Origin of the sequence: Microbacterium sp. S1037, assembly GCF_048381605.1 — a bacterium.
GTDB lineage: Bacteria > Actinomycetota > Actinomycetes > Actinomycetales > Microbacteriaceae > Microbacterium > Microbacterium testaceum_B.
In genome coordinates this window covers 681,237-705,565 of sequence record NZ_JBLWIG010000002.1, presented here as the reverse complement: position 1 = coordinate 705,565, position 24,329 = coordinate 681,237, and the positions used below count along the sequence as shown (strand labels likewise).

Here is a 24,329-nt window from a genome sequence, read left to right as displayed (position 1 = left end):
CGTCGCTTCGTTTGGCTCAGATGGACCAGGCGAGCGCCGAGAAGCGCGCATCAGCGCCAAACGACGTCAGCGGGTGCCCGCCCTCGGGCGGGCGTGCGGGGCTGGGTGAGGGTGCGGTCAGTCGGCCCAGGCGTCCGCGACCGTCCGGCGGACGTCGCCGAGGAGCTGCGGCAGCGCCTTCGTCTTGGCGATGATCGGGAAGAAGTTCGCATCCGAGGCCCACCGCGGCACGATGTGCTGGTGCAGGTGCGCGTCGACACCGGCCCCCGCGATCGCGCCCTGGTTCATGCCGAGGTTGAAGCCGTCGCACCGCGACACCGCGCGCAGCACGCGCATCCCGCGCTGGGTCAGCGCGCCGATCTCGGCGACCTCTTCGTCGGTCGCCTGGTCGTACGTGGCGATGTGACGGTACGGGCACACCAGCAGATGACCCGAGTTGTACGGGAAGAGGTTGAGCAGCACGTAGGCGGTCTTCCCGCGCGCGACGATCAGGCCGTCCTCATCGGACTTGCCGGGCGCCGCGCAGAACGGGCAGTTCTGCTCCATCGGCTCGCGACCCGCCGAGATGTACGCCATGCGGTGCGGGGTCCACAGCCGCTGGAACTCGTCCGGCACTCCCGGAAGCGTCGCGGCGTCGACGAGAGACGCCTCGTCGGCCGCGACGGCATCCGGATCGCTCGTCACGCGAGATCCTCCGCGGTGTTCACGAGCGTGCGAGCCGCGATGGCGCCGGTGATGCGCGCGACGGCCTCGTCGACCGGGATGCCGTTGAGCTGGGTTCCATCACGGAACCGGAACGAGACCGTGCCGTTCGAGCGGTCCTGCTCGCCGGCGATCAGCATGAGCGGCACCTTCTGCGTGGTGTGCGTGCGGATCTTCTTCTGCATGCGGTCGTCGCTGTGGTCGGCCTCGGCGCGGACGCCCTTGGTCTTGAGGTCGGCGACGATGCCCTGCAGGTAGTCGCCGTACTCGGCGGCGACCGGCACGGCGACGACCTGCACGGGCGCGAGCCACACGGGGAACGCGCCGGCGTAGTGCTCGAGCAGGATCGCGAAGAAGCGCTCGACCGAGCCGAAGAGGGCGCGGTGGATCATGACGGGCCGGTGCTTCTCGCCGTCGGGTCCGGTGTACTCGAGCTCGAAGCGCTCGGGCTGGTTGAAGTCGAGCTGGATAGTCGACATCTGCCACGTGCGGCCGATGGCGTCGCGCGCCTGAACCGAGATCTTCGGGCCGTAGAACGCCGCCCCACCCGGATCGGGCACGAGCTCGAGGCCCGACGCCTCGGCGACTTCGCGCAACGTCTCGGTGGCCTCGACCCAGAGGGAGTCGTCGCCGATGAACTTCGGGTTGCCCTCCTCCTTCGTCGACAGTTCGAGGTAGAAGTCGTTGAGGCCGTAGTCGCGCAGCGTCTGCAGCACGAAGTCGAGGCTGTGGGTCAATTCGCCCTTCACCTGGTCGGCGGTGACATAGATGTGCGTGTCGTCCTGGGTCATGCCGCGCACACGGGTGAGGCCCGACAGCGTGCCGCTCTTCTCGTAGCGGTACACCGACCCGAACTCGCTCAGGCGCAGGGGCAGCTCGCGGTAGCTGCGCCCGCGCGAGCGGAAGATCAGGTTGTGGAACGGGCAGTTCATGGGCTTCAGGTAGTACTCCTGGCCCTCCCGCGACACGTGGCCATCGGCATCCACGACCTCGTCGAGCACCATCGGGGGGTACATGCCGTCGGCGTACCACTGCAGGTGGCCGCTCGTCATGAACAGGTCGCCCTTGGTGATGTGCGGGGTGTTGACGACCTCGTACCCGCTGGCGAGCAGGCGCTCGCGCATGTAGCGCTCGATCTCGTAGCGGATGATGCCGCCCTTGGGATGGAACACCGAGAGGCCGGGTCCGATCTCGTCGGGGAACGAGAAGAGGTCGAGCTCCTTGCCGAGCTTGCGGTGGTCGCGCTTCGCGGCCTCCTCGAGGCGGTGCTGATACGCGCGCAGCTCGTCCTTCGTTGGCCACGCGGTGCCGTAGATGCGCTGCAACTGCGGGTTCTTCTCGCTGCCGCGCCAGTAGGCGCCGGCGATGCGGGTGAGGTCCCACCCGTTGCCGATGAGGCGCGTGCCGGGCACGTGGGGTCCTCGGCAGAGGTCTTTCCACGCGGTCTCGCCGTCGCGGGTGACGTTGTCGTAGATCGTCAGCTCGCCGGCGCCGACCTCGACGTTCGCGCCCTCCGCGATGTCGCCGGCTGAGCCTGCCGAAGCCCCGCCCTTGAGCCCGATGAGTTCGAGCTTGAACGGCTCGTCGGCGAGCTCCGTACGGGCCTCGTCGTCGGTGACGACTCGGCGGACGAACCGCTGGTTCTCGCGGACGATCCGCTCCATCTCCTTCTTGATGACCTTGAGGTCTTCCGGGGTGAAGGGCTCGTCGACCTGGAAGTCGTAGTAGAAGCCGTCGGTGACGGGCGGGCCGATCCCCAGGTTCGCCTGCGGCTTGACGCGCTGCACGGCCTGCGCGAGCACGTGCGCCGTCGAGTGCCGCAGGATCGACAGGCCGTCGGCGCTGTCGATCGTGACGGGCTCCACCTCGTCGTCGGCCGTGACGGTCGTGGCGAGGTCTTTCAGCTCGCCGTTGACGCGCAGGGCGACAACCGATCGGTCGGGGAAGAGGGCGAAGCCATCGGCGGGAAAATCAGTCACAGCACATCTCCTGAAAGGGTCGGTTCCAGGCTACCGGGCGGGCGTGACCTCGTTGGCACCCGGCGTGCCTCATAGTGGAGCGGTGACTTTGGCCATCATCGGCGGCGTGCTCTGGATCCTCGGGATCATCGCGCTGCTCACCGGCGTCTTCCCCGCGGATGACGCCCTCGCCGTCGCCGACCGCGTCTGGCCCATCCTGCTGTTCGTCGTCGCCGTCACGATCGTGGCGGAGCTGGCATCCAAGGCCGGGCTCTTCGACGTCGTGGCCGCGCGCCTGGCACGTGTCGCGCGCGGGCGCACGGTGTGGCTGTGGGTGCTGGTCGTGGCGCTCGCGACGGTCGCGACGGCGTTCCTCTCGCTCGACACGACAGCGGTGCTGCTGACGCCGGTCGTCGTCTCGATGGCCGTGGCGCGCAAGCTCGACCCGCTCCCCTTCGCCTTCGTGACCGTCGTCCTGGCGAACACCGCCTCGCTCGTGCTGCCGGTGTCGAATCTCACCAACCTGTTGGCATCCGAGGCTCTGGGCGGCGGACACGACCCGGTGGCCTTCCTCGCCCTGCTCGGGCCGTCTGCGCTGATCGCGATCGCCGTCTCGGTCGTGGTGTTGACGCTCGTGTTCCTCCGCCGTCTGCCGAAGACGTATCCGGATGCCGCCTCCCCCACCGTGTCGGACCCGCTTCTCCTGCGCGTCGCCGGCATCGTGACCGTCGCGCTGCTCCCGCTCCTGGTGGTCGGTCTCGAACCGTGGATGCCGGCCCTCGGTGCCGCGATCGTCCTCGTGGCGGCGTTCGCGTGGCGCGCGCCGGCGGCTCTCGGCATCCGTCTCGTGCCGTGGTCGCTGCTGGTGTTCGCCGGCGGACTGTTCCTCGCCGTCGGTGCGCTGGAAGCGCTCGGCATCGGGCGCGTCACCTCGGTGCTCGCCGGCACCGGAGACGACCTCGTCTCGCTCTGGCAGGTCGCCGGAGTGGGCGCTCTGGCCGCGAACGGGATCAACAACCTCCCCGCCTACCTCGCGCTGGAGTCGGTCGCGGGCTCCCCCGCCCGCCTGGCGGCCCTGCTCATCGGCGTGAACGCGGGGCCGATCGTGACGCCGTGGGCGTCTCTCGCGACCCTCCTGTGGCACGATCGCCTGGTCGCGGCCGGCATCGAGGTGAAGTGGGGACGATTCATCGTGCTCGGTGCGGTGATCGCGCCCGTCATCCTCGTGCTGGGTGTGCTCCCCCTCGCGCTGTGAGGCTCAGTCCTCGTAGGTGCGCGACCACACCTTGCGCGGTTCGATGAACCACACGGCGAGGCCCTCCCGCATTCCGTAGGGGCGTCCCTCGTACAGATGCGAGATGCGGTCGACGTACGGCAGGGCTTCGTCACCCTCCAGTCGACCGACGGCCTCTCCGCGGACGAACGCCATCGAGTACGGGTTTTCGGCCCCGGTCACCGAGATCGCGACGCGAGGATCCCGGCGGAGGTTGCGGTCCTTGAGCGTGTCGACCTCCGTGAAGAAGACCAGCCGCTCGCCGTCCACGTCCACCCAGATCGGGGTCGATTGGGGAGACCCGTCCCGCATGAGCGTCGCCAGGTGGGCGACCGCGGTGGTCTCGAAGAAGGGCTTGGTCTCGATCCGGTCGCTCATGGAGGCGACAACCCGCGCTCGTGGCGGTGATATTCCCGGTCAGCGTTGGGAGTCAGCGGCCATCGGTTCGTTCGGCACCTCGCGGAAGACCATCTCCTCGCGCTGCATGCTCTCGCGCGGGGTGAATTCCTCGGGCTCGGGAATCACGTAGAGACCGCGACCCGAGTTGGCGTTGTACGTCAGAGCGTGCAGCCACGGGGCGCTCAACTGCGGGGTGCGACTCCCGTGGTACTTGAACACAAGGGACACGTGCGGGTGGATGTAGACGGTCGTCCGCCCGCCCCCCGTGCTGATGTCGTCCTTCCAGGTGAACGGAAAGCTCTCCCCTCGGCGCACCTTGGCCATGATGACCGCCTGCAGGTGCGCGAGGAGCCGGTCCTCGAATTCCATCTTCGTGTTGCCGTCGTAGATGAACTTGCCCATACGGAACCTCGTCGCCGGCACCCCGTCGCACCGCGCATCTTCCGGCGAGAAGAAGGGGGACGCGGATGCCGGGGGTGCCAGCCGCTTTCCCGCAAGCTTTCGCGACTCGGTAAGAACAGCAAACCCCCTTGCGCGAGACTGCGGTTCGGGTACATCCTGCGGCGCGGAGTGGCCTGCGGCGTCGCGACGTAGCGTCAGTCTCCGCGACTGATGCGGAGGATCACCCGATCGCCCGGACGTCGCTGGATCTTGCGCACCAGCGCCTCGAACCCGAGGATCGCGCGGTACTGCAGACCGTACTTCCGACGCAGCGCCGAGTCCGCGCGCCGATCGTCGGTCGCGGGACCGGCGACTCGTCCGTGCGCCGTGACGGTGATGGCATCCGGTTCCACCGATCCCATGCGGCTGCACGGGCGCAGGGTGACGCGGGGGTCGTTGCGGAGGCGCTTGACTTTGCCGGTGTTGCGTTCACTCGTGACGACGAGCTCGTCACCGTCGCGGGCGATCCAGACGGGGACGGCGACCTCGGCGCCGTTGCGCCGGAAGGTTCCGAGCGAGACGAACGGCGATGCGGCGATCTTACGCCACTGCGTGTCGGGGACGGTCATGCGAACACGCTAGCCGCCGTCGCGGGTCGGCGTGTGGGACTTGCGGCGCACGGGCTCGATACGGATCAGCCGTGCGATCCGCTCTGGCGGTCCCACTCGAGCGACTTCCACTGCAGGAACGAGCAGAGGTTGCCGGCGACGACGAGCTCGGCCGCGAGAGACGCGATGTCGTGGATCGAGAGCGTCAGATCTTCGGGGCGCCCCGTGAGCGTCGCTTCCCACACGGGATCGTCGTAGCCGCGCGGCTGCATGTAGATCGAGGCTTTCGCGTTACGGAGGCTCATGATGACGAGGCCGGTGTCCTGCCGGTCGGCGTCTTCTTGCTGGGCCACTCGGAGAGTGCCCGCCACGATGTGGCCCTGATCTTTGAACTCCTGCACCCACTCTTCGAGCTGCTCACGCGATCGACGCGGGGGCGAATCCTGAAGCTCATCCATAGGAGACAGGATGCCACGACCCGGATGACCACGCTGCGATGGATGGCCTTGTGGGCGACCCCTGGCCGCTCGTGACGCGGCTGATCTCACACGGCCGTGTTCGCGCCCTTGCGGCTCGATCCATTCATCACGTTCCGGTCGGACCGTGCAGGCCTCACGAGAGCGAAGGCTCTCCACGGGCCGCCTCAGTCGGCATGCCGGCCGCTGTTGCGGTCCCAGTCCAGCGACTTCCATTGCAGGAACGCGCACAGGTTGCCCGCGATGACGACCTCGGCCGCGAGGTTGGCGATGTCGTTCACGGACATGACGTGATCGTCGGTCTGTGCCGAGAGTGTCGCCTCCCATATGGGGTCGTCGTATCCGCGGGGTTTGATGTGGATGGAGGACGGGGCGTTGCGCAGATGCACGATGACGAGACCGGTATCCTCGCGGTCCGCGTCTTCTTGTGGGGCGACCGAAATCCTCCCCGGGATGCAGTGACCACCGTCCTCGAACTCCTTCACCCAAGCCTCGAGCTGTCGGCGCGAGCGGCGGGGCGGGGAATCCTCGATTTCGGTCACCGTCCGATTATCTCGGGTGGCGACGGCTTTTCACCGCTCAGCGGCGCATCGGCGGGCACGGTGACGGGCGAAGAGGGCCGGAGTGTGCATCGTGCTCCGCAGGAGCACAACCCCGTCGCGAGGCCCGCCGGGTCGATCTAGCTTGCCGTGCATGGGGAGCAGCATCGAGCGAATCAGCCTGACCGTGAACGGAGTGAGTTACGCACTCGGCCCGCTTGAAGCCCTCGACGATCTCCGCGAGCAGATCCTCCGGGCAGCCCGCGCGGCAGGCGGCTTCCTCAATGTCACCGCCGACGGCGGGCAACGACTCACCTTCTTCGTTACCGCCGCGACGGCCATCGCCATCTCCGTCTCGACAGTCGCGCTCAACTCGGACACTGCTGATGGGACCTCTGGCCGGGGCGCGGGCGACGCGTTCTCCGACTACGAAGACGACGACATCCCCTTCGACATCATCTAGGCCTGTCGGTGCCGCGGGGCGAGGTCACTTCGGGAGCGCCATCCCCCATCTGAAGTGCGGGCGTCTTCTCCCGAGAACTCGCAGTTCTCGCTCTGAATGTCTCGCACTGGTCCAGACAAACAAAAAACCCCCGGAAATCCGGGGGTTCTATGGTGCGCGATACTGGGATCGAACCAGTGACCTCTTCCGTGTCAGGGAAGCGCGCTACCGCTGCGCCAATCGCGCCTGTACAGGCTGTTCAGTTATGAAGCGAGGTGGCGACGGGATTCGAACCCGTGTAAACGGCTTTGCAGGCCGGTGCCTAGCCGCTCGGCCACGCCACCGTGTGTGGTTCGACCCACGTGTCGTGATCTGTCGTCGGTTTCCCTGACGATGATCCCTTCACTCGAGCGGATGACGAGATTCGAACTCGCGACCCTCACCTTGGCAAGGTGATGCGCTACCACTGCGCTACATCCGCATTTCGTTCCCGGGGCTTGCCCCGAGCACTCGTAAGACATTACCCGATCTGAGCACGGGTGCAAAACCAGGCGCGCCCCGGGTGTGTCTCGCCGACGTGGTTCGGAGCACGTCGCGGCATCCGGTACGATCGATGAGTCCCGTTCGGGATGCGGGCGATTGGCGCAGTTGGTAGCGCGCTTCCTTCACACGGAAGAGGTCATCAGTTCGAGTCTGGTATCGCCCACCACAGAAGCCCCCGGTTCCCCGGGGGCTTCTTCGTTTCCGGTGCGCCGCCGATCAGCGGCCGGCGTCCGCGTGCTCCGGCGGCCATGCCACGGAGAAGCGTTCGAAGATGATCTCGTCGCTCTCCTCGGACCATTCGCGCCCCAGGGCCGCCGAGATCCGCGTCCAGTACCGACGGTGTTCGACTCGCCAGCTCTCGAGGGACCGATCGTCCTCGCCCTCGTCGTAGGCGAATCGCGCGTCGGCGCTGCCGAAGACGCCGAGACGCATCTCGGTCGTGCGCAGGATCGCGCGGGGCGTCCCGCGGCCATCGCACGCGATCCAGTGCGAGCCGATTCGGGGCAGCTGCTGATCTTCGGCGATGTACTCCGCGACGAGCGACGAGGTGGCGCGTTTCTCCCCCTCGAGCACGTGCGCGAGCAACTCGTCGGCCAGCCTCTCGGAGTCGCCGAAGTGCTCGACGGTGTACTCGGGGCAGGCGGCGACGGCGTCGGGATGGGCGTCGGCGTACTCCTGCCACATCCGGCCCGCGGCGGCGGTGTCGACGACGATGGGTGAAACGGTGCTCATTCACCCATCCTGTCAGTCGTCGTCAGCCGCGTTTCCACCCGTAGCGGGCCGTCAGTGCGGCCGCGACCGTGTCGAAGCGCCGCCGATCCAGGGCGGCGGCCTCTCGACGCATCCCGGCATCGTGCACGAGGTACAGCTGCTCGATGTCGACCCACGAGGGACGCCGCTGCGGGTCCCACTCCCCCGTGCCGAGGGACAGGTACTGCCGATCGCCGTCGTGCGGCTTGCTGGTCAGCCGTACGGCGTACGAGCGGGTGGCATCCGCCCGTCCGATGACGAGGACGGGACGGTCCTTGCCACGCCCGTCGCGCTCTTCGTACGGCACCCACGTCCAGACGATCTCTCCCCCGTCCGGCGCATTGTCGCGCTGCGGGGCGTACGAGATCGTGAGGCGGCGCGGCGGCTCGATTTCGAGCGTCTGGGCGTCGGCTGGCGCCGTGGCGGCTCGTGCGGGCGCAGAGGCCGGCCTGGCCGGTGCCGTCGAGCGGAACATCCCGAGGAATGCCGACACGAGACGAGAGGTGGTTCCCATTCCCCCACCCTAGGCATCCGCGCACTCGACTCCGACGGAGCGCAGCGCACGGCAGCGTGGGGCGAAAACGAGAGACGGGGCGCCACCGACGAATCGGTGACGCCCCGTCCGGGGTGAGGAGGCTCAGGCGCGAGCGTCGGTCAGGACGTAGCCCTCTTCACCGTGAACCACGGTGTCGATACCGGCGATCTCGTCCTCGTTCTTGACGCGGAAGCCGATCGTCTTCTCGATCGCGAAGCCGATGACGAAAGCCAGCACGAAGGAGTAGATCAGCACCGCGAAGGCCGCAATGGCCTGGACGAGCAGCTGGTTGATCGAACCGCTCTCGATGAGGCCCGTGCCCCGAGCGAAGATGCCCAGGTAGAGCGTTCCGAGCAGACCGCCCACGAGGTGGATGCCGACCACGTCGAGCGAGTCGTCGAAGCCGAGCTTGAACTTCAGCTCGATCGCGAGGGCGCAGACGGCACCGGCGAGGAGGCCGAGCACGATAGCCCAGATCGGGTCGAGTGCGGCGCACGCCGGGGTGATGGCGACGAGACCGGCGACGGCACCCGAGGCGGCTCCGACCGAGGTTGGCTTGCCGTCCTTGATCTTCTCGACGATCAGCCAGCTGAGCAGGGCCGCAGCGGGAGCGGCGATCGTGTTGACGAAGGCCAGGGCGGCCGTGCCGTCAGCGGCGAGCTCGGAGCCCGCGTTGAAGCCGAACCAGCCGAACCACAGGAGGCCCGCACCGAGGAGCACGAACGGCGGGTTGTGGGGGACGTGGGCGCCCTTCTGGAAGCCGACGCGCTTGCCGAGGACGAGCGCGAGGGCGAGAGCCGCGGCACCGGCGTTGATGTGGACCGCGGTTCCACCGGCGAAGTCGATCGCACCGACGCCGAACACGTCCTGCAGACCGTGGGTGATCCAGCCGCCGTACGAGAACGAGCCGTCCTCGGCGAGACCGAAGTTGAAGACCCAGCTGGCGACGGGGAAGTAGACCACCGTCGACCAGACGAAGGCGAAGATCATCCACGCGCCGAACTTCGCGCGGTCGGCGATGGCACCCGAGACCAGGGCGACGGTGATGATGGCGAAGGTGGCCTGGAAGGCGACGAAGGCCAGCGGCGGGTACGCGGCGCCCTCAGGCGTCTCGAGGACGCTGGTGAGGCCGAACTCGTTCCAGTCGATCATCCAGGGGAGCTGGGTGACGCCGGCGTCGGTCGCCGGGAAGGCGATCGCGTAGCCGTAGAGCACCCACAGCACGCCGATCAGGCCCATCGCGCCGAAGCTCATCATCATCATGCTGATGACGCTCTTGGCCTTGACGAGACCGCCGTAGAAGAATGCGAGTCCTGGCGTCATGAGCAGCACGAGGGCGGCTGCTAGCAGGATGAATGCGGTGTTGCCTTGATCCATCTCGGAGGAAACCTCTCTGCAGGGACGCAGGTGTAGCGTCGGGTCCCCCCAGTGTTCCCAGCCCCGGTTTCCATCTCCGTTCGAGAGGTGTTACGGGGACGTTACGGAGATCGGCCTCACGTAAACATCGCGTTTCGCGCGGCCGAGAGGCGCAGATGAGGACGCTGGATCAAGAGTGTGTAAGGGCGACAAGTCGCGACGTGGCGCGCAAGTACTTCTTGCGATATCCGCCCGCGAGCATCTCGTCGCTGAAGACCGTGTTCAGCGGGACGCCGGTCGCGCGGATCGGGATCTGCGCGTCGTACGCGCGATCGATGAACGCGACCAGACGCAGGGCGGCGGACTGGTCGTGCAGGACCTGCACGTCGCGCAGCCCGATCGTGTCGACGCCGTCGATCAGACGGATGAAACGCGACGGGTGCACCCGGGCGAGGTGTCCGACGAGGTCGGAGAACGCGTCATCGGATACCACTCCGGTCGAGGCCGCGGCATCCATCGCCTGCCGGTACTCGTCGTCGCCGAGCACCTTCGCTTCGCCGTCGATCGCACGCTGACGGAAGTCGGTCCCGTCGATGCGGATGGTCCTGAAGCTGTCCGCCATCGACTGGATCTCGCGCAGGAAGTCCTGCGCCGCGAAGCGTCCCTCGCCGAGGGCGTTGGGCGGGGTGTTCGACGTCGCTGCCAACCGGGTTCCGGATGCCACGAGCTCCCCGAGCAGCCGCGTCATGACCATCGTGTCGCCCGGGTCGTCGAGCTCGAACTCGTCGATGCAGAGCAGATCGCTCCCGCGGAACAGTTCCACGGCCTTGGCGTAGCCGAGCACGCCGACGAGCGCGGTGTATTCGATGAACGATCCGAAGTACTTCCGGCGGGCCGGCATCGCGTGGTAGATCGACGCGAGCAGATGCGTCTTGCCGACGCCGAAGCCGCCGTCGAGGTAGACCCCGGGCTTGACCGGCGCGACCTTCTCGGCGCGACGGAAAAATCCGCCCTTCTTCGCCGGGCTCGATTGCTTTCCGGCGAACGCCTGAAGGAGTTCTTTGGCCTCCTGCTGCGAGGGGTAGGCATCGTCGGCCCGATACGACTCGAAGGTCGCGCCGTCGAACTGCGGCGGCGGGACGAGGGCGTTCACCATCTCGGCACCGGTGACGGCGGGCTCGCGCTCCGTCAGGTGGATGAGGCCGATCGTGGCGGGAGTGGAGGTCATGGCCGTCCTGTGTCCGAGTCTTACGGGATGGGTGCGTGCCCCATGCCGCGGATCTAGGGTCGATGGTGCGGTGTCCACCCTATGCCGCCGCACCCCCTGCCCCGACCGAGGAGATCTCCCGTGACCGTCGAGTTCGACACCAGCTCCCCCAAGTTCGCCGACTACGCCGAGCCCGGCCGTCTCGTGACCGGCGAGTGGCTCGAGCAGCGGCTCGGGCAACCGGGTCTGGTCGTCGTCGAGTCCGATGAGGACGTGCTCCTCTACGAGACCGGGCACATCCCCGGTGCGGTCAAGGTCGACTGGCACACCGAGCTCAATGATCCCGTCGTGCGCGACTACCTCGACGGCGAGGGCTTCGCGAAGCTGCTGAGCAAGAAGGGCATCGCGCGCGACGACACGGTCGTCATCTACGGCGACAAGAACAACTGGTGGGCCGCGTACGCGCTGTGGGTGTTCTCGCTCTTCGGGCACGAGGACGTTCGTCTCCTCGACGGCGGCCGCGACAAGTGGATCGCCGAGGGTCGCCCTCTCACGACCGAGCCGACCACCCGCGAGCCGGTCGAGTACCCGATCGTCGAGCGCGACGACGCATTGATCCGCGCCTACAAGGACGACGTGCTCGCGCACCTCGGCAACCCGCTCATCGATGTGCGCTCCCCCGAGGAGTACTCGGGCGAGCGCACCTCCGCTCCGGCGTACCCCGAAGAGGGGGCCCTCCGCGCGGGTCACATCCCGAGCGCTCAGAGCGTGCCGTGGGCCAAGGCCGTCGCCGAAGACGGCGGCTTCAAGTCGCGCGAAGAGCTGGATGCCATCTACCGCGACGGCGCGGGCCTGAAGGACGGCGACAAGATCGTGGCGTACTGCCGCATCGGCGAGCGCTCGAGCCACACCTGGTTCGTGCTGAAGCACCTCCTCGGCTTCGAGGACGTCCGCAACTACGACGGCTCGTGGACCGAGTGGGGCAGCGCCGTGCGTGTGCCGATCGTCTCGGGATCGGAGCCCGGCGAGGTGCCCTCGCGCTGAGCCCGGCGTTCGCGGGCGTGGGAGGATGACGGAGATGTCCGAGAACACCCTCCCCGCCCGCCTGGCCGAGATCCGCGACGAGTTCCTCGAGCTCGACGAGCCCGACCGGTTGCAGCTCCTGCTGGAGTTCTCGCAGGAGCTCCCCGCGGTGCCGGCCGAGTACGCCGATCACCCCGAGCTGCAGGAGCGGGTGGCCGAGTGCCAGTCGCCGGTGTACATCATCGTCACGGTCGACGACGCCGACCGCGTCGCGATGCACGCGACCGCGCCCGCCGAGGCTCCCACCACGCGGGGCTTCGCGAGCATCCTCGCTCAGGGTCTGACCGGACTGTCGGCCGACGAGGTGCTCGCCGTTCCCGACGATTTCCCGCAGAGCATCGGCCTCACCCGAGCGGTCAGCCCGCTGCGGATCGCGGGCATGACGGGCATGCTCATGCGCGCAAAGCGTCAGGTCGCCGCCAAGCGCGGCGCTTCGACAGGCGCCTGAACAGGACGCCCCAGCGGCGGCATCCCTCACTCTGCCGACGCGAGTCCCTGTCGTCGTACCCAGTCCTGGATCACGCGGGTGAAGCGTGTCTCGTCGTAGTTCCAGAGCTTCGTGTGGCGGGCCACCTCGAACGTCTCCATCGTGACGAGGTCGGGGCGAGCCTCCGCGAGGGCGTGCGAAGCGTCGCTGGGCACGAAACCGTCGTCGTCGCTGTGGAGGATCAGGACCGGATGCCGCAGCTCGTCCGCGTGCGCGACACGGTCGAGGCGGTCGAGGGGGATGGCCTCGCCGCGCACCAGACGGGCACCCCAGGCGGAGTCGAGGATGCGCTCGGTGAGACCCAGGACCGGGCGGGGCAGCTTGAGGAGGCGGCTCTGATAGCGCAGGACCGTGCGCCAGTCGACGACGGGTGATTCCAGGACGAGTCCGGCGATCAGGTCTCGATGCGTCGAGAAGGCCTCGGTCTGGAGGCACATCGCGCCGCCCATCGACCACCCCATGAGGATGATGCGGCGCGCGCCGTGGGCCGCGGCGTACTCGATCGCGGCATCGACGTCGCGCCACTCGGTCGCACCGAGCGCGTAGGTGCCGCTCGCGCTCTGCGGCGCCTCGCCGTCGTTGCGGTACGACACCGCGAGAGCCGTGATGCCGAGGGCGTGGAAGACCGGGACGGCGCGAAGCGTCTCGGCGCGCGTCGTCCCTCGACCGTGCACCTGGATGACCCAGACGCCGGACCCCTCTTCGCCGGACGCTTCGGCGGCGGAAACCGAGTCGGCGGGAAACTCCCACGCGGGGCAGGCCCCGACGGGGGTCTCGATCTGCACCGACCGGTACGGCAGCCGGAGCTGATCGGGTTCGTCGTAGTACCAGCCGCTGAAAGCCGCCTCGGCGGCGATGCTGTCGTCGGCGGCGACCTGGGTGAGGAGTTTCCGGGTGACCGTTGCGCCGTCGTCGGCGACCACCGACCCCAGCCGCAGATAGTCGGTGGTTCCGACGGTGAAGAGCCCGTACCGTCCCGGCAGGGCGGTGTCGGCGGTGCGGTCGAGCGTGACCGTCTGCGCTGCGGTGTCGAGCGAGACGATCCGCGTGTTGGGAACTCGACCGGCGGGGGTGATGACGGTTCGAGCCATGCGGAACGAGACCGCGCTCAGAGCCGTGAGGCTCGCCCCGAAGGCCATCGCGAGAGTCGCGATCCCCACGCGTGCGATCGATGCGGTTCGTCGCGAGGGGCCGGGCCGCGCGGCGCGCCTGGGAGCGTTCATCGAGGCCTCACTCTAGTCTGTGGCCGTGACTGACCTGGGCTCACCCGAGGCGTCGACCCCTTTCGCCCGGGCGATGGAGGAGGTGCGCGCCGCCACGTTCCGTGACGATTTCGTCGTGCGCGAGATCCCCTCCCCTGCCGGCCTGGCGCCCCACTCCCTGGCGTTGGCGGGCGATGTCCGTCCGGAGGAACACTCGACCGACTCGCCTTTCGGCACGGGGCGTTTCATCCTGCTGCACGATCCGGACGAACCCGATGCGTGGGGCGGGGCGTGGCGCGTGGTGTGCTTCGCGCAGGCGCCGCTGGAGCCCGAGATCGGCATCGACCCCCTCCTGGCCCAGGTGGCGTGGTCGTGGCTCATCGACGCCCTCGACTCGCGCGGCGCCGAACGGCATTCCGAATCGGGCACCGCCACCAAGACCCTCTCGACCGGCTTCGGGGCCCTCGCGTCCCAGGGCGAGGGGTCGCAGATCGAACTTCGCGCGTCATGGTCGCCGCGTGGTCCCATCCGCCCCCATCTCGACGCGTGGGCGGAACTCGTGTGCATGCTGGCCGGCCTCCCCCCGGGGTCGGAGGGCGTCGCCGTCTTCGGAGCCCGGAGGCCCACCCGTGGTTGAGTACAACGTCATCGAGGATGCCGCCGGACTGGCGTCGGCATCCGATCGCCTCGCTGCGGGCACCGGTCCGGTCGCGGTCGACGTCGAGCGTGCATCGGGATTCCGCTACTCACAGCGCGCGTACCTCATCCAGGTGTTTCGTCGGGAGGCGGGCGTCTTCCTCTTCGACCCGTCGACGATCGAGGACTTCTCGCCGCTGCAGGCCGCGATCGCAGACATCGAGTGGGTGTTCCACGCGGCCAGTCAGGACTTGCCGTCGCTGCGCGAGCGAGGTCTCGAACCCCCGCGCATCTTCGACACCGAGCTGGGTGCGCGACTGCTCGGACACGAGCGCGTCGGTCTCGGCGCCGTCGTCGAGCAGACCCTGGGCATCACGTTGGCAAAGGCCCACTCGGCGGCGGATTGGTCGACCCGTCCGCTCCCGGCATCCTGGCTCGAGTACGCCGCTCTCGACGTCGAGCACCTCATCGACGTGCGGGACGTGCTCGACGCCGAGCTCGATGAGCAGCAGAAGACCGAGTTCGCGCGGCAGGAGTTCCAGGCCGTCCTCGACCGCCTGCCGAAGCCGCCGCGTGAAGACCCGTGGCGGCGGATGAGCGGCCTCCACACGGTGCGCGGTCGCCGGGCGCTCGCGGTGGCCCGTGCGCTCTGGTGGGCCCGCGAGGAGTACGCCCGCGAGCAGGACGTCGCCCCCGGCCGGCTCGTCCCCGACCGTGCGCTGGTGGCCGCCGTGCTCGCGGATCCCGCGAGCAAGCAGGCGCTCGCCGGCGTCAAAGAGTTCAACGGGCGGGCCAGCCGTACTCAGCTCGACCGCTGGTGGAACGCCATCGTCGCCGGCCGCGAAGACACCGAGTTGCCGCCGGACCGGGTCCCCAGCGACACACTCCCGCCGCCCCGCGCGTGGGTCGACCGGAACCCCGAGGCCGACCGTCGACTGAAGGCGGCTCGCCCCGCCGTCGAGGCGCGCGCCGAAGAACTGCGCATGCCGACCGAGAACCTCCTCACCCCCGAGACGCTTCGTCGGGTGGCGTGGGCTCCGCCCGCCGAGGTGACCGTCGAGACCATCGGGGCCGCCCTCGCGGAGCTCGGTGCGCGACCCTGGCAGATTGACCAGACCGCACAGGTGATCGCGGATAGCTTTGTAGCTTCCCTCAAAGCCGACGACGACGCCTCTGGCACGGATTCGTAGGTTCGGACAACCGATTCCTCGCCGGGAATCCGCCTTCCTAGGCTGGGGTCATCCCAAACTTTGGAGGCAGAGTGGCCGAGATGACGGACGTCTTCTTCGTCGACGGAATGCGCACCCCTTTCGGGCGCGCCGGCGAGAAGGGCATGTACTGGAACACCCGCGCGGACGACCTGGTCGTCAAGGCGATCATCGGGTTGATGGAGCGCAACGGCGACGTGCCGAAGGACCGCATCGACGACGTGGCGATCGCCGCGACGTCGCAGACCGGTGACCAGGGTCTGACCCTCGGTCGCACGGCGGCGATCCTCGCGGGGCTCCCGATGACGGTGCCGGGTCTCGCGGTCGAGCGCATGTGCGCCGGCGCCATGACCAGCGTCACCACGATGGGTGCCTCGATCGGCGTCGGCATGTACGACCTCGCTCTCGCGGGCGGCGTCGAGCACATGGGTCGTCACCCCATCGGAGGGAACGTCGACCCCAACCCCCGCTTCGTGGCCGAGAAGCTCGTCGACCCGGGTGCGCTGAACATGGGCGTCACCGCCGAGCGCATCCACGATCGGTTCCCCCACCTCACAAAGGAGCGCGCCGATCGTTTTGGCGCCGCGAGCCAGCACAAGGTGCAGGCCGCCTACGAGGCCGGCAAGATCCAGCCCGACCTCGTGCCGGTGGCGGTGAAGGATGCCGACGGCGCCTGGGGCCTCGCGACCGAGGACGAGGGTCGCCGCCCCGAGACCACCGTCGAGGGTCTCGCGACGCTGAAGACGCCGTTCCGCCCCCACGGTCGCGTCACGGCGGGCACATCGTCGCCGCTGACGGACGGCGCGACCATCAGCCTGCTCGCGGGTGCCGACGCCGTGAAGGAGTTCGGTCTCACCCCGAAGATGCGGATGGTGTCGTTCGCGTTCGCCGGTGTCGAGCCCGAGATCATGGGCATCGGTCCGATCCCCTCGACGGAGAAGGCCCTCAAGAAGGCCGGGCTCACGATCGACGACATCGGCCTGTTCGAGCTCAACGAAGCGTTCGCGATCCAGGTGATCTCGCTGCTCGACCACTTCGGCATCGCCGACGACGACCCCCGCGTGAACCCCTGGGGCGGTGCGATCGCCGTCGGCCACCCGCTCGCGGCATCCGGAGTCCGTCTCATGATCCAGCTCGCCGCGCAGTTCGCCGAGCGGCCGGACGTGCGCTACGGGCTCACCGCCATGTGCGTCGGCCTCGGCCAGGGCGGCTCTGTCATCTGGGAGAACCCGTTCTTCGACGGAAAGAAGAAGCGCAAGTGACCGACTACACCTCGATCGACTTCAGCCCCCTCGACGCCCTCACCGGCGACGAGGTGATCACCCACTCCCCCGTCCGCGATGTGCGCCTGCCCTCGGGCAACGTGCTGGCGCTCATCACGCTCGACAACGGCCGCGACCACACGCGTCCGAACACGTTGGGCCCGGCGACGCTCGCCGAACTCGGCGAAACCCTCGCGACGCTGAAGCGTCGTGCGGCGGCGGGCGAGATCCACGCCGTGGCGATCACCGGCAAGCAGTACATCCTCGCGGCCGGTGCCGACCTGTCCGACGTCGCCAAGCTGCCGTCGAAGGAGGTCGCCCGGCTCATCGCTCAGCGCGGGCACCAGGTCATCGGCTCGCTGTCCGACCTCGGTGTTCCGTCGTTCGCTTTCGTCAACGGGCTCGCGCTCGGCGGCGGCCTCGAGATCGCGCTGAACTCGACCTACCGCACGGTCGACGCGTCGGCGGCGGCGATCGCCCTGCCCGAGGTGTTCCTCGGCATCATCCCCGGCTGGGGCGGCGCGTACCTGCTGCCGAACCTCATCGGCATCGAGAACGCGCTCGAGGTCGTCATCTCGAACCCGCTCAAGCAGAACCGGATGCTCAAGCCCCAGCAGGCGTTCGACCTCGGGATCATGGATGCCATCTTCCCGGCGGCCAGCTACCTCGAGGACTCGCTGCGGTGGGCCGACGGCGTGCTCACCGGTCGCGTCCGCGTCGAGCGGAAGAACGAGCCCGGCAAGCTCGAGCGACTGACCAAGTGGCCGATCGCGATCAGGATGGCCCGCGGCATGCTCGAGTCGAAGATCGGCACCGTCCCCCGCTCCCCCTACGTCGCGCTCGACCTGCTCGACAAGGCGAAGAGCGGCACGAAGGCCGAGGGGTTCGCCCGCGAGGACGAGGCGCTGGCCGACCTCATCACGGGCGACCAGTTCGCGGCATCCATGTACGCCTTCGACCTCGTGCAGAAGCGCGCCAAGCGTCCGGTCGGGGCTCCCGACAAGGCGCTGGCGAAGAAGGTCACGAAGGTCGGCGTCATTGGCGCGGGCCTCATGGCCTCGCAGTTCGCCCTGCTGTTCGTGCGGAAGCTGCGTGTGCCCGTCGTCATCACCGACCTCGATCAGGGTCGCGTCGACAAGGGCGTGGCATCCATCCGTGAGGAGATCGGCAAGCTCGAGGCAAAGGGCCGCCTGGACGGCGACACGGCCAACCAGCTGCGCGCGCTCGTACACGGCACGACCGACCGTTCGGAGTTCGCGGACTGCGACTTCGTCATCGAGGCCGTGTTCGAAGAGGTCGGCGTCAAGCAGGAGGTGTTCTCGGCGATCGAGAGAATCGTCGCCGAGGACGCGATCCTCGCGACCAACACCTCGTCGCTCTCCGTGGCCGAGATCGGCTCGGTGCTGCAGAACCCCGAGCGTCTCGTGGGTTTCCACTTCTTCAACCCCGTCGCGGTCATGCCGCTCATCGAGGTCGTGAAGACGGATGCCACGAGCGACGCCGCGCTCTCGACCGCGTTCGTCGTGGCCAAGGGGCTCGGCAAGAACGCGGTGCTCACCGCCGACGCCCCGGGCTTCGTCGTGAATCGCCTGCTGGCGAAGGTCATGGGCGAGGCCGCGCGGGCCGTTTACGAGGGCACGCCCATCGCGACGGTGGAGAAGGCGTTCGCGCCCCTGGGCCTGCCGATGGGGCCGTTCCAGCTCATCGACCTCGTCGGCTGGAAGGTCGCCGCGCACGTGCAGGACACGATGGCGCACGCGTTCCCCGACCGGTTCTTCGCGTCGGAGAACTTCCACGACCTGGCGGCCCTGCCGGAGGTCGTGGAGAAGGACAAGGGCGGTCGTGTGATCGGCTGGACCAAGGCCGCGCAGAAGGTGCTCGTCACCGGTAAGACGCCGGTCGCGCCCGAGACGATCCTCGCGCGGGTGCAGGACGGCCTCGCGCAGGAGATCAGAATCATGCTGGAGGAGGGCGTGGTGCCCGAGGTGCAGGACATCGACCTGTGCCTCATCCTCGGCGCCGGCTGGCCCTTCATCGACGGCGGGGCCTCGCCCTATCTCGACCGTGAGGGGGCGTCGGAGCGCGCCTTCGGCGACACGTTCCACCACCCGCCCATCCGCGGCATCGGAGCCTGAGGCCCGACAGATGACGACGGCGCCGTCCCCGAGGGGGCGGCGCCGTCGTGGTCGATAGAGGCTTCAGGGCCGGGACTTCTCCCACTCCTCGATCGTGGGGATCGAGCCGGTGGGCGTCTGCCGCGCCATCGGGATGCGGGTGCCGAGCACCTGCGCCACGACGTCGTGGGCGATCTTGGATGCCGTGAGACCGGCATCTTCGAGGATCTGCTCGCGCGTGGCGTGGTCGATGAACTCGTCCGGGATGCCGAGCTCGTCGACCGCCGTGTCGACGCCGGCCTCGCGCAGGACCTGGCGCACGCGGGTGCCCACTCCGCCGACACGGATGCCGTCCTCGATGGTGATGACGAGACGGTGCTCGCGCGCGAGGTCGACGACCGACGGCTGCACGGGAATGGCCCAGCGCGGGTCGATGACGGTCGCGCCGATCCCCTGCGCCTTCAGCCGCTCCGCGACCTCGAGAGCCAGGTGCACCATCGGGCCGATACCGACGAGGAGGACGTCTGGGCTCGAGCCTCGGCTGAGCACGTCGACACCGTCGTGCAAGCGCTCGATCGCCTCGACGTCGGCGTTCACCTTGCCCTTGGGGTACCGCACGACCGTCGGCGCGTCCTCGATGGCCGTGGCCTCGCGGAACTCCTCGCGCAGTCGCGTTGCGTCGCGCGGCGCGGCGATGCGGATGCCGGGGACGAGCTGCAGCATGGCGAGGTCCCAGATGCCGTGATGGCTCGGGCCGTCGGGGCCCGTGACCCCCGCGCGGTCCAGCACGAACGTGACACCCGCTCTGTGCAGCGCGACGTCCATCATGACCTGGTCGAACGCTCGGTTCATGAACGTGGCGTAGATCGCGACGACGGGGTGCAGGCCGCCGAAGGCCAGACCCGCGGCCGAGGCGACCGCGTGCTGCTCGGCGATGCCGACGTCGTACACCCGCTCCGGGAAGCGTTCGGCGAACTGCTGCAGGCCGGTCGGGCGCAGCATCGCGGCGGTCATGGCGATCACGTCTTCGCGCTCGGCGCCCACGGCGACCAGCTCTTCGGCGAACACATCGGTCCACTGCGTACCACCGCCGGAGCCCACGGCCTCACCCGTGACCGGGTCGATCTTGCCCACGGCGTGGAACTGGTCGGCCTCGTCGCTCATGGCGGGCGCATAGCCGCTGCCCTTGTCGGTGATCGCGTGGACGATCACGGGAGCGCCGTAGGACTTGGCGAGTTCGAGTGTCTCGATGAGCGACTCGAAGTCGTGCCCGTCGATCGGACCGAGGTACTTGATGTCGAGGTTGCTGTAGAGCGCCTCGTTGTTGGTGAAGCGCGAGAGGAACCCGTGGGTGCCGCCGCGGACGCCACGGTAGACCGCGCGAGCGGCGGGCCCCAGACGGCGGAACAGAGTGTCGGAGCCGCGGTGCAGCGTGCGATAGGCCTCATTCGTGCGCACACGGTTGAGGTAACGCGCCATCCCTCCGATGGTGGGCGCGTACGAGCGACCGTTGTCGTTCACGACGATGACGAGGTTGCGATCGTTGTCGTCGCTGATGTTGTTCAGCGCCTCCCACGTCATGCCACCCGTGAGCGCACCGTCACCGACGACGGCGACGACGTGACGATCGCGGCGCCCCGTGCGACTGAAGGCCCGTGAGACGCCGTCGGCCCAGCTGAGCGAGCTGGAGGCGTGGGAGGACTCGACGATGTCGTGTTCGCTCTCGGCTCGCTGCGGGTATCCGGCGAGGCCGCCGCGCGAGCGCAGGTTCGCGAAGTCCTGGCGACCGGTGAGCATCTTGTGCACGTAGGACTGGTGCCCCGTGTCGAAGATGATCGGATCGGCCGGAGAGTCGAAGACCTTGTGGAGGGCGATCGTCAGCTCGACGACGCCGAGATTCGGACCGAGGTGTCCGCCGGTGCGGGAGACGTTCTCGACGAGGAAAGCGCGGACCTCCGCGGCCAGTTGGCGCAGGTCGTCGGTGCTCAGGCCGTCGAGGTCACGGGGGCCGTGAATGCCGGGTAGGAGAGCCATAAGACTCCTCTCGTGCGGTGCGCGCGGGGACGCGCGTACGTGTCGATTCTAGTCTCGGGGGCTGGTCGGGGCCCGGCAACGGCTTGCGTCCCGGGTCCGCATGCTCTCTCGACGATGAGCGACAGAGGGCGTTCGCCGTCGTCGCGGTCCGGTTCGCGTGGGCCGAGCCCGATGGATGCGAAGAGCGCCCACCCCGAAGGATCGGGGTGGGCGCTCCTGGCCGGCGCGCGGTGGGTCAGACCAGCGAACGCAGCACGTACTGCAGGATGCCGCCGTTGCGGTAGTAGTCGGCCTCACCGGGGGTGTCGATGCGGACCACGGCGTCGAAGGTGACGGTCTGCTTGCCCTCGGGCGAGAACTCGCTCGGCTCGGCGGTGACCTTGACCGTCTTCGGCGTGACGCCCTCGTTGAGCTGCTCGAGGCCCTCGATCGAGACGATCTCGGTGCCGTCGAGGCCCAGCGACTTCCAGCTCTCGCCGGCCGGGAACTGCAGCGGGACGACCCCCATGCCGATGAGGTTCGAGCGGTGGATGCGCTCGAAGCTCTCGGTGATGACGGCCTTCACGCCGAGGAGGTTGGTGCCCTTGGCCGCCCAGTCGCGCGACGAACCCGAGCCGTACTCCTTGCCGCCGAAGATCACCAGCGGGGTGCCCTGAGCCTGGTAGTTCTGGCTCGCGTCGTAGATGTACGACTGCGGGCCGCCCTCCTTCGTGAAGTCGCGGGTGTAGCCACCCTCGATGATCTGGCCGTCGTTGACGGCGGCGACCATCTCGTTCTTCAGGCGGATGTTGGCGAACGTGCCGCGGATCATGACCTCGTGGTTCCCACGGCGTGAGCCGTACGAGTTGAAGTCCTTCTGCGCGACGCCGTGCTCGGTGAGGTACTGCGCGGCGGGAGTGCCCGCCTTGATGTTGCCGGCCGGGCTGATGTGGTCGGTCGTGACCGAATCGCCGAGGGTCGCCATCACGCGCGCACCCGTGATGTCGGTGACGGGCGAGGGCTCCATCGACATACCGTCGAAGTAGGGTGCCTTACGCACGTACGTCGAGTCGGCATCCCATTCGAAGACGGGGCCGGTCGGGGTGGGCAGGTTCTTCCAGCGCTCGTCGCCCTCGAAGACGGTGGCGTACTGCTGGATGAACTGCTCGCGCGAGATGGACGCGTCGATGATCGTCTGGACCTGGTCGGGAGCGGGCCAGATGTCCTTCAGGAAGACGTCGTTCCCGTTCTGGTCCTTGCCCAGTGCGTCGGTCTCGAAGTCGAAGTTCATCGAGCCGGCGAGAGCGTAGGCGACCACCAGCGGCGGGGAGGCCAGGTAGTTCATCTTCACGTCGGGGCTGATGCGTCCCTCGAAGTTGCGGTTACCCGAGAGGACGGCCGTCACGGCGAGGTCGTTCTCGTTGATGGCCTCGGAGACCTCTTCGATGAGCGGTCCCGAGTTGCCGATGCAGATCGTGCAGCCGTAGCCGACGGTGTAGAAGTCGAGGCCCTCGAGCGCCTTGTCGAGACCGGACTTCTCGTAGTAGTCGGTGACGACCTTGGAACCGGGGCCGAGCGTCGTCTTGACCCACGGCTTGCGCTTCAGGCCCTTGTCGACGGCGTTCTTGGCGAGCAGGCCCGCCGCGATCATGACCGACGGGTTCGACGTGTTCGTGCACGACGTGATCGCCGCGAGCGTCACGGCGCCGTTGTCGAGCAGGTACGACTGCCCGTCGGGGGTGGTGACCTTGACCGGGTTCGACGCGTTCACCGGGTGGCCGGAGGAGATGAGCACATCGCTGCCGGTCACGTCCTCGGTCTCTTCGCCCGGGACGGCGCCCGGGTCGGATGCCGGGAAGGTGCCGTCGACCTCGAGGTCGACGATCGAGTCCGAGACCGAGGCATCCGCGTAGTTCAGGATGTCCTTCTCGAACTGCGACTTGGCCTCGGAGAGCAGGATGCGGTCCTGGGGACGCTTCGGGCCGGCGATCGAGGGGACGACCGTCGAGAGGTCGAGCTCCATGTACTCGCTGAAGACCAGCTCACGGGCGGGGTCGTGCCAGAGCTTCTGCTCCTTGGCGTACGCCTCGACGAGGGCGACGGTCTGCTCGTCGCGACCGGTCAGGCGCAGGTAGTCGAGGGTGACGTCGTCGATCGGGAACATCGCCGCGGTCGAGCCGAACTCGGGGCTCATGTTGCCGATGGTGGCGCGGTTCGCGAGCGGCACGGAGGCCACGCCCTCGCCGTAGAACTCGACGAACTTGCCGACGACGCCGTGCTTGCGGAGCATGTCGGTGATCGTGAGGACGACGTCGGTCGCGGTGACACCGGCGGGGATCTCGCCAGAGAGCTTGAAGCCGACGACGCGCGGGATCAGCATCGACACGGGCTGACCGAGCATGGCCGCCTCGGCCTCGATACCGCCGACGCCCCAGCCGAGCACGCCCAGGCCGTTGACCATCGTGGTGTGGGAGTCGGTGCCGACGCAGGTGTCGGGGTACGCGCGGAGCACGCCGTCGACGGTGCGGTCGTAGATGACCTTGGCCAGGTGCTCGATGTTGACCTGGTGCACGATGCCGGTGCCCGGGGGGACGACCTTGAAGTCGTCGAACGCCGTCTGGCCCCAGCGGAGGAACTGGTACCGCTCGCCGTTGCGCTCGTACTCGATCTCGACGTTGCGCTCGAGGGCGTTCTCGCTGCCGAACAGGTCGGCGATGACCGAGTGGTCGATGACCATCTCGGCGGGCGAGAGCGGGTTGATCTTGTTCGGGTCGCCGCCCAGCGCCGTCACGGCCTCGCGCATGGTGGCGAGGTCGACGATGCAGGGCACCCCGGTGAAGTCCTGCATGACCACACGGGCCGGGGTGAACTGGATCTCGGTGTCGGGGTCGGCCGTGGGCACCCACGAACCGAGGGCCTCGATCTGCTCCTTGGTGACGTTGGCGCCATCCTCGGTGCGGAGAAGGTTCTCGAGCAGCACCTTGAGGCTGAACGGGAGCTTCTCGTGACCGGCGACCGTGTCGATGCGGAAGATCTCGTAGTCGGTGCTGCCGACCGTCAGGGTGCTCTTGGCACCGAAGCTGTCAACCGTGGACACGATCGTCTCCTTCGTCGGCGAATGCGCAGGCGTCAGCCCGCGAATCCCATCTTCCCCG

The 24,329-nt window shown here is 68.3% G+C and carries 22 protein-coding genes and 4 tRNA genes; 9 read left to right on the top strand and 17 right to left on the bottom strand.

The genetic code is table 11. The features are described from left to right. Positions 1–117: 117 nt before the first annotated feature. Positions 118–684 carry an HIT family protein gene (locus ACMW4R_RS14120; protein ID WP_058595686.1) on the bottom strand — a complete coding sequence of 189 codons (567 nt, stop codon included), beginning with the start codon at positions 682–684 and terminating at the stop codon, positions 118–120. Continuing rightward, entirely contained in the window at positions 681–2,681 is a 2,001-nt protein-coding gene (gene thrS / locus ACMW4R_RS14115) for a threonine--tRNA ligase (protein WP_058595685.1), read from the bottom strand. Before thrS ends, ACMW4R_RS14120 begins: the two co-directional genes overlap by 4 nt. A gap of 82 nt (positions 2,682–2,763) precedes the next feature. Here thrS and ACMW4R_RS14110 point away from each other — a divergent pair, with 82 nt between their 5' ends. Further along, positions 2,764–3,915: an SLC13 family permease gene (locus ACMW4R_RS14110; protein WP_081322661.1), complete on the top strand. Its 1,152-nt coding sequence runs from the start codon at positions 2,764–2,766 to the stop codon at positions 3,913–3,915. 3 nt (positions 3,916–3,918) lie between these two features. Here ACMW4R_RS14110 and ACMW4R_RS14105 read toward each other — a convergent pair whose 3' ends face one another. The 5 genes from ACMW4R_RS14105 to ACMW4R_RS14085 form a co-directional block, all read right to left on the bottom strand. Next, positions 3,919–4,311, bottom strand: coding sequence for a PPOX class F420-dependent oxidoreductase (locus ACMW4R_RS14105; protein WP_418300184.1), 393 nt, complete (start codon positions 4,309–4,311; stop codon positions 3,919–3,921). Between the two features lie 39 nt (positions 4,312–4,350). Next, a complete protein-coding gene (locus ACMW4R_RS14100) occupies positions 4,351–4,734 on the bottom strand; it encodes a hypothetical protein (RefSeq protein ID WP_058595683.1) in 384 nt (127 codons plus the stop codon). Positions 4,735–4,928: 194 nt separating this feature from the next. Then, a complete protein-coding gene (locus ACMW4R_RS14095) occupies positions 4,929–5,342 on the bottom strand; it encodes a PPOX class F420-dependent oxidoreductase (RefSeq protein ID WP_418300183.1) in 414 nt (137 codons plus the stop codon). Between the two features lie 65 nt (positions 5,343–5,407). Continuing rightward, the gene (locus ACMW4R_RS14090; protein ID WP_058595681.1) at positions 5,408–5,779 is read right to left on the bottom strand and encodes a hypothetical protein; all 372 of its coding nucleotides are present in this window, start codon (positions 5,777–5,779) and stop codon (positions 5,408–5,410) included. 185 nt (positions 5,780–5,964) lie between these two features. Continuing rightward, positions 5,965–6,339 carry a hypothetical protein gene (locus tag ACMW4R_RS14085; protein ID WP_153001243.1) on the bottom strand — a complete coding sequence of 125 codons (375 nt, stop codon included), beginning with the start codon at positions 6,337–6,339 and terminating at the stop codon, positions 5,965–5,967. A gap of 151 nt (positions 6,340–6,490) precedes the next feature. Here ACMW4R_RS14085 and ACMW4R_RS14080 point away from each other — a divergent pair, with 151 nt between their 5' ends. Continuing rightward, positions 6,491–6,799, top strand: a complete 309-nt coding sequence (locus ACMW4R_RS14080) for a hypothetical protein (RefSeq protein WP_058595679.1) — start codon at positions 6,491–6,493, stop codon at positions 6,797–6,799. A 150-nt stretch (positions 6,800–6,949) separates the two neighbouring features. Here the strand turns inward: ACMW4R_RS14080 and ACMW4R_RS14075 are convergent. The 3 genes from ACMW4R_RS14075 to ACMW4R_RS14065 all read right to left on the bottom strand — a co-directional run bounded on the left by ACMW4R_RS14075 (position 6,950) and on the right by ACMW4R_RS14065 (position 7,259). Further along, positions 6,950–7,024: transfer RNA gene (locus ACMW4R_RS14075), tRNA-Val, on the bottom strand. A 27-nt stretch (positions 7,025–7,051) separates the two neighbouring features. Continuing rightward, positions 7,052–7,122, bottom strand: a tRNA-Cys gene (locus ACMW4R_RS14070). Positions 7,123–7,187: 65 nt separating this feature from the next. Then, positions 7,188–7,259 (bottom strand) — tRNA-Gly (locus tag ACMW4R_RS14065). A gap of 152 nt (positions 7,260–7,411) precedes the next feature. Here ACMW4R_RS14065 and ACMW4R_RS14060 point away from each other — a divergent pair. Further along, positions 7,412–7,487 (top strand) — tRNA-Val (locus ACMW4R_RS14060). 50 nt (positions 7,488–7,537) lie between these two features. Here the strand turns inward: ACMW4R_RS14060 and ACMW4R_RS14055 are convergent. The 4 genes from ACMW4R_RS14055 to zapE form a co-directional block, all read right to left on the bottom strand. Further along, entirely contained in the window at positions 7,538–8,053 is a 516-nt protein-coding gene (locus tag ACMW4R_RS14055) for an ASCH domain-containing protein (RefSeq protein WP_418300182.1), read from the bottom strand. 22 nt (positions 8,054–8,075) lie between these two features. Continuing rightward, a complete protein-coding gene (locus ACMW4R_RS14050; protein ID WP_418300181.1) occupies positions 8,076–8,585 on the bottom strand; it encodes a type II toxin-antitoxin system PemK/MazF family toxin in 510 nt (169 codons plus the stop codon). A gap of 123 nt (positions 8,586–8,708) precedes the next feature. Continuing rightward, positions 8,709–9,983, bottom strand: a complete 1,275-nt coding sequence (locus ACMW4R_RS14045) for an ammonium transporter (RefSeq protein ID WP_058614628.1) — start codon at positions 9,981–9,983, stop codon at positions 8,709–8,711. 169 nt (positions 9,984–10,152) lie between these two features. Continuing rightward, entirely contained in the window at positions 10,153–11,190 is a 1,038-nt protein-coding gene (zapE, locus tag ACMW4R_RS14040; RefSeq protein ID WP_418300180.1) for a cell division protein ZapE, read from the bottom strand. Positions 11,191–11,310: 120 nt separating this feature from the next. Here zapE and ACMW4R_RS14035 point away from each other — a divergent pair, with 120 nt between their 5' ends. Together ACMW4R_RS14035 and ACMW4R_RS14030 are read left to right on the top strand one after the other, a co-directional pair. After that, positions 11,311–12,213 (top strand): sulfurtransferase, encoded by a 903-nt coding sequence (locus ACMW4R_RS14035; RefSeq protein ID WP_058595675.1) that lies wholly within the window; start codon positions 11,311–11,313, stop codon positions 12,211–12,213. Between the two features lie 34 nt (positions 12,214–12,247). Next, positions 12,248–12,700 carry a SufE family protein gene (locus ACMW4R_RS14030; protein ID WP_193751227.1) on the top strand — a complete coding sequence of 151 codons (453 nt, stop codon included), beginning with the start codon at positions 12,248–12,250 and terminating at the stop codon, positions 12,698–12,700. Between the two features lie 26 nt (positions 12,701–12,726). Here the strand turns inward: ACMW4R_RS14030 and ACMW4R_RS14025 are convergent, their stop codons facing one another. After that, positions 12,727–13,962, bottom strand: coding sequence for an alpha/beta hydrolase family protein (locus ACMW4R_RS14025; protein ID WP_058628495.1), 1,236 nt, complete (start codon positions 13,960–13,962; stop codon positions 12,727–12,729). A 73-nt stretch (positions 13,963–14,035) separates the two neighbouring features. Here ACMW4R_RS14025 and ACMW4R_RS14020 point away from each other — a divergent pair, with 73 nt between their 5' ends. The 4 genes from ACMW4R_RS14020 to ACMW4R_RS14005 all read left to right on the top strand — a co-directional run bounded on the left by ACMW4R_RS14020 (position 14,036) and on the right by ACMW4R_RS14005 (position 19,182). After that, positions 14,036–14,578: a DUF3000 domain-containing protein gene (locus tag ACMW4R_RS14020; RefSeq protein WP_058595672.1), complete on the top strand. Its 543-nt coding sequence runs from the start codon at positions 14,036–14,038 to the stop codon at positions 14,576–14,578. Next, positions 14,571–15,767, top strand: coding sequence for a ribonuclease D (locus ACMW4R_RS14015; RefSeq protein ID WP_418300179.1), 1,197 nt, complete (start codon positions 14,571–14,573; stop codon positions 15,765–15,767). The genes ACMW4R_RS14020 and ACMW4R_RS14015 overlap by 8 nt, the downstream gene beginning before the upstream one ends. A gap of 71 nt (positions 15,768–15,838) precedes the next feature. Beyond that, positions 15,839–17,047 (top strand): thiolase family protein, encoded by a 1,209-nt coding sequence (locus ACMW4R_RS14010; protein WP_058595670.1) that lies wholly within the window; start codon positions 15,839–15,841, stop codon positions 17,045–17,047. After that, positions 17,044–19,182, top strand: a complete 2,139-nt coding sequence (locus ACMW4R_RS14005; RefSeq protein WP_058627383.1) for a 3-hydroxyacyl-CoA dehydrogenase NAD-binding domain-containing protein — start codon at positions 17,044–17,046, stop codon at positions 19,180–19,182. The genes ACMW4R_RS14010 and ACMW4R_RS14005 overlap by 4 nt, the downstream gene beginning before the upstream one ends. 63 nt (positions 19,183–19,245) lie before the next feature. On the opposite strand, the gene dxs is transcribed toward ACMW4R_RS14005, so the two are convergent. Together dxs and ACMW4R_RS13995 are read right to left on the bottom strand one after the other, a co-directional pair. Beyond that, positions 19,246–21,195: a 1-deoxy-D-xylulose-5-phosphate synthase gene (dxs, locus tag ACMW4R_RS14000; protein WP_058627384.1), complete on the bottom strand. Its 1,950-nt coding sequence runs from the start codon at positions 21,193–21,195 to the stop codon at positions 19,246–19,248. 235 nt (positions 21,196–21,430) lie between these two features. Next, positions 21,431–24,271, bottom strand: a complete 2,841-nt coding sequence (locus ACMW4R_RS13995; protein WP_058595667.1) for an aconitate hydratase — start codon at positions 24,269–24,271, stop codon at positions 21,431–21,433. Positions 24,272–24,329 lie beyond the last annotated feature (58 nt).

Bases quoted from the DNA above. Each gene is read 5' to 3' on its own strand.
- zapE (WP_418300180.1), bottom strand. From the start codon at position 11,190: ATGACCTCCACTCCCGCCACGATCGGCCTCATCCACCTGACGGAGCGC.
- ACMW4R_RS14105 (WP_418300184.1), bottom strand. From the start codon at position 4,311: ATGAGCGACCGGATCGAGACCAAGCCCTTCTTCGAGACCACCGCGGTC.
- ACMW4R_RS14050 (WP_418300181.1), bottom strand. From the start codon at position 8,585: ATGGGAACCACCTCTCGTCTCGTGTCGGCATTCCTCGGGATGTTCCGC.
- dxs (WP_058627384.1), bottom strand. From the start codon at position 21,195: ATGGCTCTCCTACCCGGCATTCACGGCCCCCGTGACCTCGACGGCCTG.
- ACMW4R_RS14090 (WP_058595681.1), bottom strand. From the start codon at position 5,779: ATGGATGAGCTTCAGGATTCGCCCCCGCGTCGATCGCGTGAGCAGCTC.
- ACMW4R_RS14080 (WP_058595679.1), top strand. From the start codon at position 6,491: ATGGGGAGCAGCATCGAGCGAATCAGCCTGACCGTGAACGGAGTGAGT.
- ACMW4R_RS14045 (WP_058614628.1), bottom strand. From the start codon at position 9,983: ATGGATCAAGGCAACACCGCATTCATCCTGCTAGCAGCCGCCCTCGTG.
- ACMW4R_RS14095 (WP_418300183.1), bottom strand. From the start codon at position 5,342: ATGACCGTCCCCGACACGCAGTGGCGTAAGATCGCCGCATCGCCGTTC.
- ACMW4R_RS14100 (WP_058595683.1), bottom strand. From the start codon at position 4,734: ATGGGCAAGTTCATCTACGACGGCAACACGAAGATGGAATTCGAGGAC.
- ACMW4R_RS14020 (WP_058595672.1), top strand. From the start codon at position 14,036: ATGGAGGAGGTGCGCGCCGCCACGTTCCGTGACGATTTCGTCGTGCGC.
- ACMW4R_RS14055 (WP_418300182.1), bottom strand. From the start codon at position 8,053: ATGAGCACCGTTTCACCCATCGTCGTCGACACCGCCGCCGCGGGCCGG.
- ACMW4R_RS14025 (WP_058628495.1), bottom strand. From the start codon at position 13,962: ATGAACGCTCCCAGGCGCGCCGCGCGGCCCGGCCCCTCGCGACGAACC.
- ACMW4R_RS14030 (WP_193751227.1), top strand. From the start codon at position 12,248: ATGTCCGAGAACACCCTCCCCGCCCGCCTGGCCGAGATCCGCGACGAG.